Source organism: Microcystis sp. M049S2, assembly GCF_020245625.1.
Taxonomy (GTDB): Bacteria; Cyanobacteriota; Cyanobacteriia; order Cyanobacteriales; family Microcystaceae; genus Microcystis; species Microcystis ichthyoblabe_A.
The window spans coordinates 1-14,428 of record NZ_JADBUN010000154.1; the positions used below are offsets into that span (position 1 = coordinate 1).

The 14,428-nt window shown below is 43.6% G+C and carries 11 protein-coding genes and 2 pseudogenes; 6 read left to right on the forward strand and 7 right to left on the reverse strand.

All coding sequences use genetic code 11. The annotated features are described in order from the left end of the window. Window positions 1–229: 229 nt before the first annotated feature. From IM496_RS13365 to IM496_RS13375, 3 genes are read left to right on the forward strand one after another with little or no spacing between them, the layout of a single operon-like run. The gene (locus IM496_RS13365) at window positions 230–715 is read left to right on the forward strand and encodes a DUF29 domain-containing protein (RefSeq protein WP_194017321.1); all 486 of its coding nucleotides are present in this window, start codon (window positions 230–232) and stop codon (window positions 713–715) included. A 19-nt stretch (window positions 716–734) separates the two neighbouring features. Further along, window positions 735–1,217 carry a DUF29 domain-containing protein gene (locus IM496_RS13370; RefSeq protein ID WP_228009776.1) on the forward strand — a complete coding sequence of 161 codons (483 nt, stop codon included), beginning with the start codon at window positions 735–737 and terminating at the stop codon, window positions 1,215–1,217. Window positions 1,218–1,236: 19 nt separating this feature from the next. Then, window positions 1,237–1,728 carry a DUF29 domain-containing protein gene (locus tag IM496_RS13375; RefSeq protein ID WP_194017319.1) on the forward strand — a complete coding sequence of 164 codons (492 nt, stop codon included), beginning with the start codon at window positions 1,237–1,239 and terminating at the stop codon, window positions 1,726–1,728. A 9-nt stretch (window positions 1,729–1,737) separates the two neighbouring features. Here the strand turns inward: IM496_RS13375 and IM496_RS13380 are convergent, their stop codons facing one another. From IM496_RS13380 to cobN, 4 genes and pseudogenes are all read right to left on the reverse strand, one after another. Further along, the gene (locus tag IM496_RS13380; protein WP_043998006.1) at window positions 1,738–2,118 is read right to left on the reverse strand and encodes a DUF7682 family zinc-binding protein; all 381 of its coding nucleotides are present in this window, start codon (window positions 2,116–2,118) and stop codon (window positions 1,738–1,740) included. 206 nt (window positions 2,119–2,324) lie between these two features. Continuing rightward, window positions 2,325–3,377, reverse strand: a complete 1,053-nt coding sequence (locus IM496_RS13385; protein ID WP_194017317.1) for a phosphotransferase enzyme family protein — start codon at window positions 3,375–3,377, stop codon at window positions 2,325–2,327. A gap of 594 nt (window positions 3,378–3,971) precedes the next feature. Further along, a pseudogene (locus IM496_RS13390) lies at window positions 3,972–4,163 on the reverse strand (AAA family ATPase); the annotation flags it as partial. A gap of 257 nt (window positions 4,164–4,420) precedes the next feature. Beyond that, on the reverse strand, window positions 4,421–8,062 hold the full coding sequence (gene cobN, locus IM496_RS13395) for a cobaltochelatase subunit CobN (RefSeq protein ID WP_287662198.1): 3,642 nt from the start codon (window positions 8,060–8,062) through the stop codon (window positions 4,421–4,423). A gap of 501 nt (window positions 8,063–8,563) precedes the next feature. Here cobN and IM496_RS13400 point away from each other — a divergent pair. Then, entirely contained in the window at window positions 8,564–10,765 is a 2,202-nt protein-coding gene (locus tag IM496_RS13400) for a hybrid sensor histidine kinase/response regulator (protein WP_287662199.1), read from the forward strand. Between the two features lie 150 nt (window positions 10,766–10,915). Continuing rightward, window positions 10,916–11,130, forward strand: a pseudogene (locus tag IM496_RS22730) (hypothetical protein); the annotation flags it as partial. A 195-nt stretch (window positions 11,131–11,325) separates the two neighbouring features. Here IM496_RS22730 and IM496_RS13405 read toward each other — a convergent pair. From IM496_RS13405 to IM496_RS13415, 3 genes are all read right to left on the reverse strand, one after another. Beyond that, complete coding sequence (locus tag IM496_RS13405) at window positions 11,326–11,442, reverse strand: photosystem I reaction center subunit VIII (protein WP_002737043.1); 117 nt, start codon at window positions 11,440–11,442, stop codon at window positions 11,326–11,328. A gap of 57 nt (window positions 11,443–11,499) precedes the next feature. Next, window positions 11,500–11,982, reverse strand: coding sequence for a photosystem I reaction center protein subunit XI (locus IM496_RS13410; protein ID WP_002737469.1), 483 nt, complete (start codon window positions 11,980–11,982; stop codon window positions 11,500–11,502). 513 nt (window positions 11,983–12,495) lie between these two features. Further along, window positions 12,496–12,906, reverse strand: a complete 411-nt coding sequence (locus IM496_RS13415; protein WP_004162196.1) for a universal stress protein — start codon at window positions 12,904–12,906, stop codon at window positions 12,496–12,498. 163 nt (window positions 12,907–13,069) lie between these two features. Here IM496_RS13415 and IM496_RS13420 point away from each other — a divergent pair, with 163 nt between their 5' ends. Then, a complete protein-coding gene (locus tag IM496_RS13420; RefSeq protein WP_149986338.1) occupies window positions 13,070–14,278 on the forward strand; it encodes a phosphoglycerate kinase in 1,209 nt (402 codons plus the stop codon). Window positions 14,279–14,428: the final 150 nt, after the last annotated feature.

Sequence of the window (14,428 nt, forward strand, 5' to 3'; positions counted from 1 at the left end):
ATTTCAGTTTTTTCTTTGTCAGTAAGGGTGTCAACAAGGAATATTACAAATTGTTAACCGAGTCTTGAAAGCCTTGTGCTACAAAGGTTTGAAATGTTAAGAAAGATGTGACTAAAGGACAGCTTATTAAGGGGGGATTAAGGGGGGATCGGCACCCCCCTTATCAAGGGGGGCAGGGGGGATCGAAGCTAAAATCCATTTTTAATTTAATTATAACCAGCTACTTAAAATGATGAATATTACCATCCCAAATCTCTACGATAGCGATTATCAACTTTGGTTAGAAAATACTATCAACCAATTACGTCAAGGCGATTTTCAAGCGGTAGATTGGCAGAATTTATTAGAGGAGTTAGCGGATTTGGGGAAAAGTGAACGACGAGCATTAGAAAGTTTATTAACTCGACTTTTAGAACATTTACTGAAGTTAACTTACTGGCAATCCCAACGAGATTATAATCAAGCTGGATGGAAAAAAGAAATTCGCAATTTTCGGATTCAGATCAAAAAAATTCTCAAAGATAGTCCCAGTTTAAAGTCTTATTTAAGGGAAATTTTGCAGGAATGTTATCTCGATGCTCGCAATCTGCTTATTGACGAAACCCAATTAGATGCAAGTATTTTCCCTGTGGAAGTGTTAGCTAATCTAGAGGAGATTCTCGATGAAAATTGGTTGCCTAATTGGGAAGCTATCAGCAATAATTCTGAACAGTGAAATTAAGGAGTAAAAAATCATGAATATTACCATCCAAAATCTCTACAATAGCGATTATCAACTTTGGTTAGAAAATACTATCAACCAATTACGTCAAGGCGATTTTCAAGCAGTAGATTGGCAGAATTTATTAGAGGAGTTAGCGGATTTGGGAAAAAGTGAACGACGAGCATTAGAAAGTTTATTAACTCGACTTTTAGAACATTTACTGAAGTTAACTTACTGGCAATCCCAACGAGATTATAATCAAGCTGGATGGAAAGGGGAAATTAGAAACTTTCGGAAACAAATCAAGAAAATACTGAGAGATAGTCCCAGTCTCAAACCCTATTTATCCGAGATACTTGAGGAATGTTACAGCGATGCTCGGGAGATAATTATTGATATAACCGAATTAGATGCCAGTATTTTCCCTATGGAAGTGTTAGCTAATCTAGAGGAGATTCTCGATGAAAATTGGTTGCCTAATTGGGAAGCTATCAGCAATAATTCTGAACAGTGAAATTAAGGAGTAAAAAATGATGAATATTACCATTTCAAATCTCTACGATAGCGATTATCAACTTTGGTTAGAGTCCACTATCAACCAATTGCGTCGGGGGGATTTTCAAGCGGTAGATTGGCCGAATTTATTAGAGGAGTTAGCGGATTTGGGTAAAAGTGAACGACGAGCGCTTAAGAGTCTCTTAACTCGACTTCTAGAACATTTACTGAAGTTAACCTACTGGCAATCCCAACGAGATTACAACCAAGCGGGATGGAAAAAAGAAATTAGAAATTTTCGCCTACAAATTGCTGATCTTTTAGCAGATAGTCCCAGTTTAAAGTCCTATTTAAGGGAAATTTTAGCAAAATGTTATCTCGATGCTCGCAATCTGCTTATTGACGAAACCAAATTAGATGCCAGTATTTTCCCCTTGGAAGTGTTAGCTAGTCTAGAGGAGATTCTCGATCAAAATTGGCTGCCGGATTGGGAAGATATAAACAGGGATAAATCTTCCGAGGTGAACTAAAGATTAGCTTCACCTACCCGGTTTACAGACATTATAGTCCTCGTGAGAGATCACCGCTTCCGGGACGAGGAGATTGCCGTAGTCGCGACAGATGAGGCGATAATTGCGGGTAACGGGGATACTGATAATAAAGCGATCGTGTCGCAATCGTTTACCGTGGAAATCTCGATAATTGCGGTGATCTTGCAATCCTTGCAGGATTTCCCTAGCTTTAAGTACGACATTTTTCGGTAATTCCCGTAGATCGATCGGATCTTGGGAAAAAGTGGCTTCCCAAGCATTTTTTTGACGTTTTCTTTCTTCCCAAGCGGCATCTAGTTGAGCGCAATGATGGCAGACTTGGCCATAACCCTTGTGACCACAGGGAAACTTCTTCTTTCTTCTGGACATAATACCATCTGTCTGTGAGGCTGTGAGAGACTATTCAAGAGCGGCAAAGCTTGCTTCACTTTTGGCAGATGGAGAAGAAAGTCTTTACCTAGTGATTATCTATACTTATCAGCATACAGGGATCGATACCTCGTTTGGTCATTGACCAGCAAGAAAGTTGATCTTGGTTAGTTAGGGTCTGCTGTCACCAACAGGATTAAGGCTGCTTAGAATAATTCCCATTCTTGGGTTCTTAAACGTTTGAGAATGGCCAAACGGCTACTAAAATAATTGGCGCAGAGACGACTATAATCGGTTAAACGCAGGTTATTTAAGCTAATTGACCAAGACCAAATATAGGCCGCTTGGGTGAGATACTGAAGACAAGATAATTCACCATCAGTTAAAGGCACTGTTTGATCGTAACCTTGGATAAAACTGTGGCGAACCTGGCGATTTAAGCCGGATTGTAGGGAAACTTGCAGAAATTTAGCGATATCAAAAACTCGCCAACCATAACCGCACTGATCGAAATCAAATAGGGTCATCTGATTATCTGGGGTGATATGTACATTACCACTATGAGGATCGCCCCAACAAATGCTCCAATAGGGAGATTCTGTCGGTAATTTGGCGGTTTCTTCCTCTATTTCCCCAATGGTTTCTAAAACACAGTCTAGGTCCCTCGGTCGTTGGTGCAGAAAAGGTGCGATAATTTGCAGGGAATCCTCGAGAAGATATTTGAGGTTGAGGGGATGACGATAGGCTAGGGGTTGAAAATCTGCTGTCACCCGATGTAAATTAGCTACGATCGCCCCTAAATGATAGGCTTGTTCTATATCTATGTCTCCAATGGCAATTCCCCCCGGAGCATAGGGAAAGAGGACGGCGTAACGTTTCCCTTCCGGAGCATTAATTTCTAGGGATAAATCACCCTTTTTGCTGCGAATTGGGGCGGCGACGGGAACCTGAGAGCGATCAAGATAATCTAATAATTCTAACTCGAAGTCGATTTCCATTTTGCTGCGCCAATGGCAGTGAGATACGCGCAAAATGTAGGGAGTTGTCAGGGTTTCGAGGAGATACACATCACTTAAACCCCGATGCCAAAATTGACAATTTTTCGGTACATCAATCTCGTAACGAGAAAAAACTAAATCTGCTAGGGCAGCAGGAGCCAGAGTCGAGTAGAGTGTGGGAAAAGTCCATTCTCCAGTGCGAAAATTGGCAGCGGGAGAACTAGAAGGCAGTAAATTGAGCGAAGCCTGAAAAGTCGTCACGGTTCCCTCCCGATGCAAGTGTGGACAACGCTCGCATCATCCTATTTTATAGGCCACATATATTACAAATTGGTTCGATCGCTCCGTATATTTCGCTACATTCCTCTGTAAGTTATCAGATTTGAGTTTTCAGCACCCACAGCAGTTATCTGAATGGTGAGATGGGAAGTTTTCGTTTTGGGGAGTCGGTCGTTAATACCAAATTAGGTTACACTTCATCTTTATGAGAAAGGCTGTACTAAAGTTGTTGATTCTTCCTGACTGAGATGACGTAGTTTATCTCGAAAATAGCGAAATTCATAGGTAATTGGTCGGGAATTGTAATCTTCTTTATAGTAAATCTGAAATTCAATGCTTCCTTTCTGACCCTGGGAACTAAGACGCTCAAACCCGCCCCGACCTCGCGCATCACAAGCTTCTTCTAAGTAGCTGGTTATAATTAAATTAAAAATGGATTTTAGGTTCGATCCCCCCTGCCCCCCTTATCAAGGGGGGTGCCGATAGGCGGGGGGATCCCCCCTTATCAAGGGGGGATCCCCCCTTAATCCCCCCTTAATAAGGGGGGCATCTGACAAATTTTAACGCCTACCTACTTACTCCTCCTTTAAGACAATCAGATAAAAAACCGAACGCATCAAAAAGTGTGCTTTTTCCCACGCCATTTTTGCCGATAACGGCCGTCATCGGTGTCAGAGAATCTCGATTTTGAGTGTTCCATAACTTGCCCAGGGTTATATCCTTGAGCGCTCGATAATTTTTAATCCTCAATCCCTCAATTCTGGCCATTATTTAGTCCCGTTTCTCATTACTAAAGTAATTTGAGCAATTTCTTGATAGATTGATTCTAGACCAGTTATTAATAGAGTTCTTGCCTAATTAATTTTTGAGAGTTCAAAAATGAGAAAAATAGGCATAAAATTGCATAAAATCCTTAGATAGAGCATTTAATTGATTAATGCTCATTCTTAATTCTCCTGACTACTGACTACTGGCTACTGACTCCTCACCTAAGGTCAGATTTTTGATTTTTACAAGAGGTCTAATTACTGACCCGATTCGATCGCTCCTTCGGCCTCATGAACAATTGCCCTCAATCGATCTAAAGTTTTCTGGTCCACCTGGGTCCATAATCCCCGTTGTTGAGCCTCTAATAATCTTTCGGCCATATCTCGCAATGCCCAGGGGTTTTTCTCCTGAATAAATTGTTGTACCTTGTCGTCAAATAAATAAGCTTCGGCTACTCCCTGATAGATAAAATCCTCCACGAGATGAGTAGTGGCAGAGTAGGCAAAAATATAATCTACGGTCGCAGCCATCTCGAAAGCGCCTTTATAGCCGTGTCGCATCACTCCCGCTATCCATTTGGGGTTAACCACTCGCGAACGGTAAACCCGGCGAATTTCTTCCTCTAGGGTTCTGATGCGGGGATTTTCCGGACGGGAATGATCACCAAAATAGGTGACGGGATTTTTGCCGGTTAATGCCCGGACACTGGCAGTTAAGCCGCCTTGAAATTGATAGTAGTCATCGGAGTCGAAAATATCGTGTTCCCGATTGTCCTGATTGTGCAGCACTATCTCTAATTCTTGCAGTCTATTTCTCAATACTTCCGGTAAAGAATGGGCAGTTCCTTGACTATCATAGGCATAACAACTCCAGTTAATATAAGCATTAGCTAAGTCTTGATCATTTTGCCAGTTTTGTGACTCGATTAACCCCTGTAAACCGGCCCCGTAAGCACCCGGTTTGCAGCCAAAGATTCTGGCAGTAGCTCTCAGTTTCGCCTCTTTTTCTCCTAAGCCCTGATTTAGCCAAAACTCCCTCTCTGTCTTCACTTTCGCCGCTAAAGGATTAATTTTTTCCTCTTCCTCTTGACAAGCTACCGCATTTATGCCAGAATTAAGAAGATGTAGTATGCTGGGGAAACTGTCCCTAAAAAAGCCCGATACCCGAACGGTCACATCAATGCGAGGACGGCCTAAGCTAGACGGGGTAAGGATTTCAAACCCGACCACCCGACGGAAAAAACCATCCCAAAGGGGACGAATTCCCAGTAAAGCCATGGCTTCGGCCACATCTTCGCCACTATTTCTCATCGTCGAAGTTCCCCAGATAGAAATCGCCAAAGTGCGGGGATATTCGCCATTTTCTTGGGTATAACGTTCAATTAGTGCCTCTGCGGCCTTTCTTCCCACTTCCCACGCGGTTTCTGTGGGGATTGCGCGGGTATCGACGGAATAGAAATTTCTGCCGGTGGGGAGAACATCAGGACGGCCGCGGGTAGGAGCGCCGGAAGCACCACTGGGGACGTATTGGCCAGCGAGACCTTTTAAGAGATAGGTAAGTTCATCGGGGGTTTGTTTTAAAGCAGGAATTAACTGATTTTCTAGCCAAACCAATTCTTTTGCCGTATTTTCGCCTACAGGTTCAATTTTCCGGCTAATTAAATCCTGAGCGAGACCTTCCAGATAAGTAGTGGTATCGTTATATTCCGTCAGGGGGTCGCAGTCGAGATGGAGGTCAAGGGCGATCGAACGGGTTAAACCGGGGCGGTCGGGACTGGGAGAACGGGCGATCGATTGAATTAAATCAATTAACTGCTGACCCTGGGGACATTGACCGAAGATATGTAAACCATCGCGGATTTGTGCTTCCTTGAGTTCACAGAGATAACCATCCACGACGGTGAGAAATTGACCAAAGGAGGCGCTGGTCGCAACGCGCTCGCTACGCGAGATCGTGCCTAGCTCTCGATCGAGATTAGTTTTCGCCACCAGGTCGTTAATCCGCTCGCGAATCAGAGCTAAACGAGAAGGATCAAGAGATTCTGCCTGATAATATTCATCGATGAGAGACTCTAACTTTTCCCAATCCCCATACAATTCCGCTCGCGTCATTGGGGGAGTGAGATGGTCGATGATAACAGCTTGGGAACGTCTTTTAGCACTGGAACCTTCTCCGGGGTCATTGACAATAAAAGGATAAAAATTCGGCAGCGACGAGAAAGCAATTTCGGGATAACAATGGGGAGAAAGAGCGAGACTCTTCCCGGGTAGCCATTCTAAATTGCCGTGTTTACCGAGATTAATCACGGCAGTGACTTGGAATTCCTGTCGTAACCAATGGTAAAAAGCGAGATAGCTGTGGGTAGGTTCCAGGTCGGGGGAATGATAATTAAGAGTCGGGTCAAGGTCATAACCGCGAGAAGGTTGAATACCGATAAAGACATTACCTAACTGGATGCCGGGGATAGGAAAATCCCCATCCGGATGTCCCCAACGGTCAAGCAGAGCGCTTTGATTATCGGGGGGAAGGGAGGAGAAATAATCTAGATATGCTTCTAGGGAGAGAGATTGATAGATAGGTTTTAATTCCCTTGTCTCCAAGTCATTAGTGATACCGGAAATAAGCAATCGCATTAATTCGTCGCTATGGTCGGGGAGGTCGGTGAGGGTATAACCTTGGGTTTGTAATGCGCGAAGAATTTCCAAACCACTAGCGGGAGTATCTAAACCAACTCCGTTAGCGATACGACCATCCTTATTGGGATAGTTGGGGAAAATGAGGGCAATTTTTTTCTGGGAGTTGGGAAGGGAGGAGAGTTGACAATAGTTTGCGGTTAAATCAGCGACAAAATCAACCCGGTGGGGGAGGGGTTGATAGATAACTATTTCCGTTTCTAGTTTGGGATGTCGGGTGAGGACAGATTTAAAGGAAATAGCGCGGGTGATAATTTTGCCATCCATTTCCGGTAAAGCGATATTCATGGCCACATCCCGGGGGGAAAGACCTTGATAACCCTGTTGATAAGCTTCTAAACTGCTGCTGCTGAGGATTACTTGGAAGATGGGTTTATTGAGGGACTGCCAGAAGTGATGATTTTGTTTGTCTTCCGGTCGCTGGATAGAGAAGCTAGTGGTATCGAGAATTAGGTCTGGGGGATGGTGGGAAAAGAGGGTTAATAGTTCCTCTTGCACTTCAATTTCCCGGAGAGAGGAGAGAAAGATAGGGACAGTTTCAATATTTCTTTGGGTGAAAGCGCTGATTAAAGCATCGATAGCTTTGGTATTACCCGCGAGATAATGGGAACGATAGAAAAGTATCCAAGTCCGTGCTTGGGGTTGGGATAGGGTTATCTGGGAATAGATTCCCAACCTAGGGACAACCCTAGGAGGAGAGGGAAGATAGTCGAGATGGAGACAGGTATGCGCGATAAATTTAGCAGCATTAATCCAGTTATCTATCCCTGCTTCCGTGAAATAGCACCATAACTGGTTAACAGTAGTCAGGGAAGCAGTGGAATGACTCATCAACTCTAAATCCGGTTTATCCTCTCCTGGGAGGACAAATAAAGTCGCACCAGTTTCCTCGACAATTTCCTTAACTACTTCCAACCCGTAGGACCAACTCCCCCGTCCCCCCAATAAGCGAAGAATAATCACCCTTGCTTGGAATAGTACCTTGTCCCCATAGTTATCGATACTGTATTGCTGTTGTAACTGGGATAAATTCAGGGCGCGAATTGCGGGAAAATTATCCGGTAGATGGTCGATAGCTGCCGCTAGAGTTTGAATATCGGTATCAGCCATGGTGAGGAGAACAATCGGGGCCGGATTTTGGTCAATAATAATCACCCCTTCGGTATCTGCTGTCCAACCACCCGCTTGGGGAGCAATTCGGTGCATAAGTTTTGAGAGTCAGGTTAAATAATGATTAGGTTTTGAGAATCAGGGTCTCGATCGAGGGATCATTCTTAGGTAGATAGAGATGATTATATCTGTCTGCGGCAATTTAAAGAACAGGGAATAGGGATTAGGGAATAGTAGGGGATAGGGATTAAGAAAACTTCACTAAAAACCGAACCCCAGTCCCCTTACTGATGACTGGGAAGTGGGAAGTGGGAAGTGGGAAGTGGGGAAGTGGGGAAGTGGGGAAGTGGGGAAGTGGGGGAATTTCAACTAAAACCCCAAAACCCTAACACCCTATCACCCTATCACCCTATCACCCTATCACCCTATCACCCTATCACCCTATCACCCTATCACCCTATCACCCTATCACCCTATCACCCTATCACCCTATCTCCTCCTGCCTCCTGCCTCCTGCCTCCTGCCTTCTGATAACTGATAACTGATAACTGATAACTGATAACTGATAACTGATAACTGATAACTGATAACTGATAAATGAATGCTTCTCCCGCTTATGTTTGCTGTCAAGTGTTGTCATCTACTCACTTCGAACAAATTCGTTCTTGGTGGGGACAGTTGGCAATACAGGTGACAGCGCCGAGGATTAGTCTCAGTGAAAGAGAGCTGCCGCTAAAGACGGGGGAAATCTATCAACTCTTGCTTTCTACTGACCTACAAGCTTTATTGTTAGCCAGTCCCCAAGCACATAACTTTGAGTACGAAGTCCGCATTAGTTTTGAAGCGAACACGATTAAAAACTTTCTGCAAGGACTGGCCGTCAAGTCTCTCCACCAACCGAAAATTGAGCAGGGTTATCAAATTTTAAATCTGCCTCTATCCACTAATGTCAGCAGTTTTCAAAATAAAATTTTAGTCAAAATTCTCTCGATAATTTCTTCTCCGTCTGCTGAGGGGGGTTGTCCCCACATCTTCTCCGTTTGTCAACCGATAGAAGCGGCCCTATCCCAACAAATCGAACAGGAAAGATTATTAAACCAAGTCATCACCCAAATGCGTCAGAGTCTGGAGTTACCGGTGATTCTGGAAACCGTGGTCAGGGAAGCGCGGGAGTTTCTGCAAGTGGACCGATTGTTAATTTATCAATTTTTCCCCGGTATCGGTGAGGGAAAGGGAAAAATAACTTCCGAGTCGCGCATTTCTGACCAGATAAATTCCGTGTTAAATTTAACCCCCGAAGACGATTGTTTTTCCTATATTCCCCAATACAAGGAAAAGTATCGTCAAGGATTAATTCTGGCCGTGGATGATGTGGATGTTAACTATTCTTCTTCCTTCTGTTTGTCCGAATTTTTGCGACAACACCAAGTGCAATCAAAATTAATCGCCCCGATTGTGGTACAAGAAGAATTGTGGGGTTTATTAATTGCCCATCAATGTGTAGGAAAACGCCAATGGTTGCCGCAAGAAAAGAAATTTTTAGGTCAGATTGGTGAACATCTCGCCATCGCTATCTATCAAGCGCAATTATATTCCCAAGTACAGGAACAAAAAGATATTTTTGAGTGCCGGGTAATAGAAAGAACCCAAGAATTACAAGATACTTTAATGGCCGCAGAAGCCGCTAACCTCTGCAAAAGTGAATTTTTAAATAATATGAGTCATGAGTTATTAACTCCCCTAACTTGTATTATCGGTTTGTCCAGTACCCTGCAAAAATGCTCGGCATCCAATAATTTTTTACCCCCCGACAAACAAAAACACTATCTAAAAGTTATTCAGGATAACGGCAATAAACTATTAGAATTAATCAATGACTTGCTTAATTTCTCGCAAATTTCGGCAGGAAAAGCTGTTTTAGATATTAAACAATTTTCGCTAAAATACCTCTGTAATCACGTTTTAGAAATTATCAAAACAGAGGCAGAAATTAAAGAAATTAGTCTAATTTTAGAGATGAAAATTGCCGAAAAAGAGCATTATTTTTACGCCGATTACGATCGAGTTCAGCAGATACTTTTGTACTTGTTAAAAAATGCCCTGAAATTTACCCCCGAACAGGGTGCTATCACGCTGAGACTGTGGAAAGAAGGCAGTCAGGTCATTTTTCAGGTAGAAGACACGGGCATCGGCATTCCTGCTCAAAAAATACCGCTTCTGTTTGAAAAATTTACCCAGTTGGATGGCTCTCGTAAACGTCGTTATGGTGGTATGGGATTAGGATTGGCTTTAACTAAACAATTAGTGGAACTCCATCGCGGCACGATCGAGGTAGAATCTTGCTTAGATAAAGGTTCCATCTTTACCGTCCGTTTACCTCAACAAAACCCATCCAAATCTCAACCCCAACCCTCAGAGTATAATCCCCATTTTAATCACCACCATCCCACTATAGTTTTAATTGAAAGTGACGAAGAAATCGCCAATCTTATTTGTGAGTTATTGATGGTGGCACATTATCAAGTTATTTGGTTAATCGATAGTGTCTCCGCTATCAAAAAAATTGAGATCGTGCAGCCAAGTATTATAATTGTCGATCAAAAAATGCCCGATATATATCATCTCTGTCATCTCTTAAAAAAATCCAGCCAAACTCAAGCCAGTAAAGTGCTAATCTTGAATGATACCCCCGAAATCAGCGTTAATTTCCTCGGTCGTCATGGCATTGACGACTATCTCCTCAAACCGATTCAACCCTCCCTATTGTTGGAAAAAATCCGCTATCTAACCGCTTTATAAGTGGGGTTTGCGGCAAACAGTTTTTCGGTGCGGGTAGGGGTGTGGGGTGTAGGGTGTGGGGTGTGGGGTGTGGGGAGAAACAATTCATAACTTGAGAGTTAATCACACTATTAAAAAGGGATTTGGTATCATTTTTGTCAATCTACTAATTTGGGATTTTTCAGGGGAAACTTTCTCCTAAAATTGGGTGTGTTACTTTCAGTTTTATCACTCAATCCAAGCTTTTGGGGGGTTCTACCCCCCAAACCCCCCGTTGGGGGCGTGGCGCGGCCACTGAGCCTGTCGAAGTGCCGCCCCCAAACCCCCCGCGCATTAGGTTAACTGTGAGATGCTTACACGCGATTGTTCATATTTTTTTACCAATTTCAGAGTCACTGATAATTGCTGATTGTCGGTATTTCTGCAAATGTGGGATGCAGCCGGGGGCAGGGTGTGGGGTCTGGGGTTTTACCCATTTTCATCTGGTCAATTTTTTCTTTTTTCTTCAGAAAATAGGACTTGAAAACTAACTATAAAATAGCTAATTTTCAAGTCCTGAATTGTAGGAATCCTAGGCTAAATTAGGATTCACTTTCGATATAGATAAATAACAAACCCATCACTACAGCTGGCATTAACCAACAGACGATCGGGATTAAAATCCAAGGCAGATAAGAAGCTGCGTAGGCACCAGTCATGTCAAATGCTCCTAGTAAAAAAATAAGGAAATGATAATCAGGTAGAACAAGGGTTAATTATTGATTAAAAACCCCGCGCATGATGCCATCAACGACACCAAGATTTTCTAGGAGGAAATAGGCCACAAAAGCGCCACCCATACCACCAATAAAGAAACCGGCGGCGAATTGACTCCAACCCTCGGAGGATTGCAGAGGATCACCACTAGCGGCCTTACCTTGGAAGGAGACAAGACCATAACTAGCTAAACAACCCGTAGCCAAGAGAACCATGGCTAAAGCGGGGATTAAGCCGCCGAGATTAGCATATTCCGAGTCTCTCAAGGGACCCAGGACAACCCAGGGACCACCGAGGAAATAACCGTGGGCCATACCCACTTCTAGACCGCGCAGAATCGGAGCTAGACCGGGACGATAGGCAGGTAAGTTACCAATAAAAGCTTTGGTAAAACCAGAAGCGGAAATGGGGGTAGCTAGATGACCAATGAACGGATCATCATTGTAGGGTGTCACCACCTGTTTGTATCCAGTTTCAGCCATTGTGTTTGAGTTCTCCTTTTTCCGATCAACAGGAAAATTGATCATAAAACTTTAAGATTACACTTTAGGCCTAAGAATTACTTCAAGCAACCCCATCGATCGAGTTTTCAAGGGTTGACGGCTGAAACTCTCACAATTCGTTACATTTCTCTCAGGAGACGGGGGAGTGGGGGAGATGGGGAGATGGGGGAGCTTTGTTTCAGTGAGCAGTAAACAGTAATCAGTGAACTGAAAACTCACATCTGATACTAAATCCGTTGAGTATAGGCTACATATCAGGATAGGCAAGAGGCAAGGGGCAAGGGGCAAAAGGAGGAATAGATAATCAGTCTTTAATAACTGGATTTAGTATGATATAGCCTTTTTCAGTCTGCTGAGCTACAAAAGTTATGGGTTTTAGGCACTCATGCACTCATGCAAGAGGCAAAAGGGAAGAAAAATATGTGTACCTCACTAGCTTAGGAAACGCTATAACTGCTCACTGATAACTGATCACTGATAACTGATCACTGATTAAGGGATAATCAACACTGGACAGGGGGCAAGGTTAATAACTTTGGTGGTGACGCTTTCGGACACACCTTCGCCGGTTAATCCTAAACCGCGACAACCCATAACGATCAGGTGAGCATTAATTTCATCGGCCACATCACAGATGACAAAAGAAGGCATTCCCTCCCTTTCAATCATTTCCGCCTTGATGCCAGCTTGAGCGAAAATCGCTTGGGCCGATTGTAACAATCTATCCACCGCTTCGATCGAACTCATCTTATCGTCGGCGGCAATTTCTCCGGTGGGTGTCGTTTCCACCACCGACAACAGGACCAAACGACTGTCAAAGATTTTGACTAATTCGATCACACTACTGGTAGCGTCACGACTTTCGCGGCTGTGGTCGATGGGAAATAAAATCGTCTCAAACATAATTAGCAAGTCTCTCCAATCAAATTTTTCTGGGCAAATCAGTCTTGGAACTGCAAAACTGATCCCCAAATCTGAAATAATCTTTGTCAAAGTAATTGCCGCAAGTAGCGATACCCTGATTTAATCTTTATTGTACGGTAAGCAATCTAGGAGGTTATGGGCTGTGCCAAAAAAAACAGTAGCGAATTTAACAGAGGCTGATTTAGCGGGCAAACGGGTTTTAGTCCGGGTCGATTTTAACGTTCCCATGGACAAAGCCACCGGGGCAATCAGCGATGATACCCGTATTCGGGCGGCACTACCAACGATTGAGGATTTAATTAAAAAAGGGGCTAAGGTTATTTTATGCAGCCACATGGGTCGCCCCGACGGTCAAGTTAAAGAAAATTTGCGTCTGACTCCTGTGGCTAAACGTCTCTCGGAATTATTGGGCCAAGAAGTAATCATGTGTCCCGATTGTATTGGTGAGGGAGTGACGGCAGCGATTAGTCAAATGTCTAACGGCCAAGTGGCCCTTTTAGAAAATCTGCGTTTCCACGGTGAAGAGGAGGCAAATGATCCCGATTTTGCCAAAAAATTAGCCGCTAATGCCGATTTATACGTTAATGATGCTTTTGGTACCGCCCACCGCGCCCACGCTTCTACGGAAGGCGTTACCCACTATCTCAGCCCCTCGGTGGCGGGTTATTTGATTGAAAAAGAGTTAAACTACCTACAAGCAGCTATTGAAACTCCCCAACGTCCCCTAGCGGCGATTATCGGCGGTTCTAAGGTTTCTAGTAAAATTGGCGTGATTGAAACTTTATTGGAAAAGTGCGATAAACTGCTCATCGGTGGCGGTATGATCTTTACTTTCTACAAGGCCCGCGGTTTAAGTGTTGGTAAGTCTTTGGTGGAAGAGGACAAACTGGAATTAGCCAAATCCCTGGAAGCGAAAGCTAAAGAAAAAGGAGTGGAATTCCTCCTTCCTACCGATGTGGTGTTAGCGGATCAATTCGATAAAGATGCCGAGTCCCAAATCGTCAAGGTCGAAAATATTCCCGATGGTTGGATGGGATTGGATATCGGACCTGAATCAGTTAAAGTTTTCCAAAAAGCTTTATCTAGCTGTAAATCTGTCCTCTGGAATGGCCCCATGGGGGTGTTCGAGTTCGATAAATTTGCGGCGGGTACAGATGCGATCGCTCACACTTTAGCCGATTTAACCGCTACTGGTACAACTACCATTATCGGTGGTGGTGACTCGGTAGCGGCGGTGGAAAAAGTGGGAGTTGCAGAAAAAATGAGCCATATTTCCACCGGTGGTGGCGCTAGTTTGGAATTACTCGAAGGGAAGGTTTTACCCGGTATTGCCGCTCTCGATGAGGCCTAATTATCGCTAATATCTAAGGTTTAAACAAGGTGGGTGTTGCCCCACCTTTTTTTATGAATTATGAATTATAATACTAAATCTGTTTATTAAAGACTGATTATCTATAGCCCCTATTGCCTATTGCCTATCCTGATATGTAGCCTATACTCA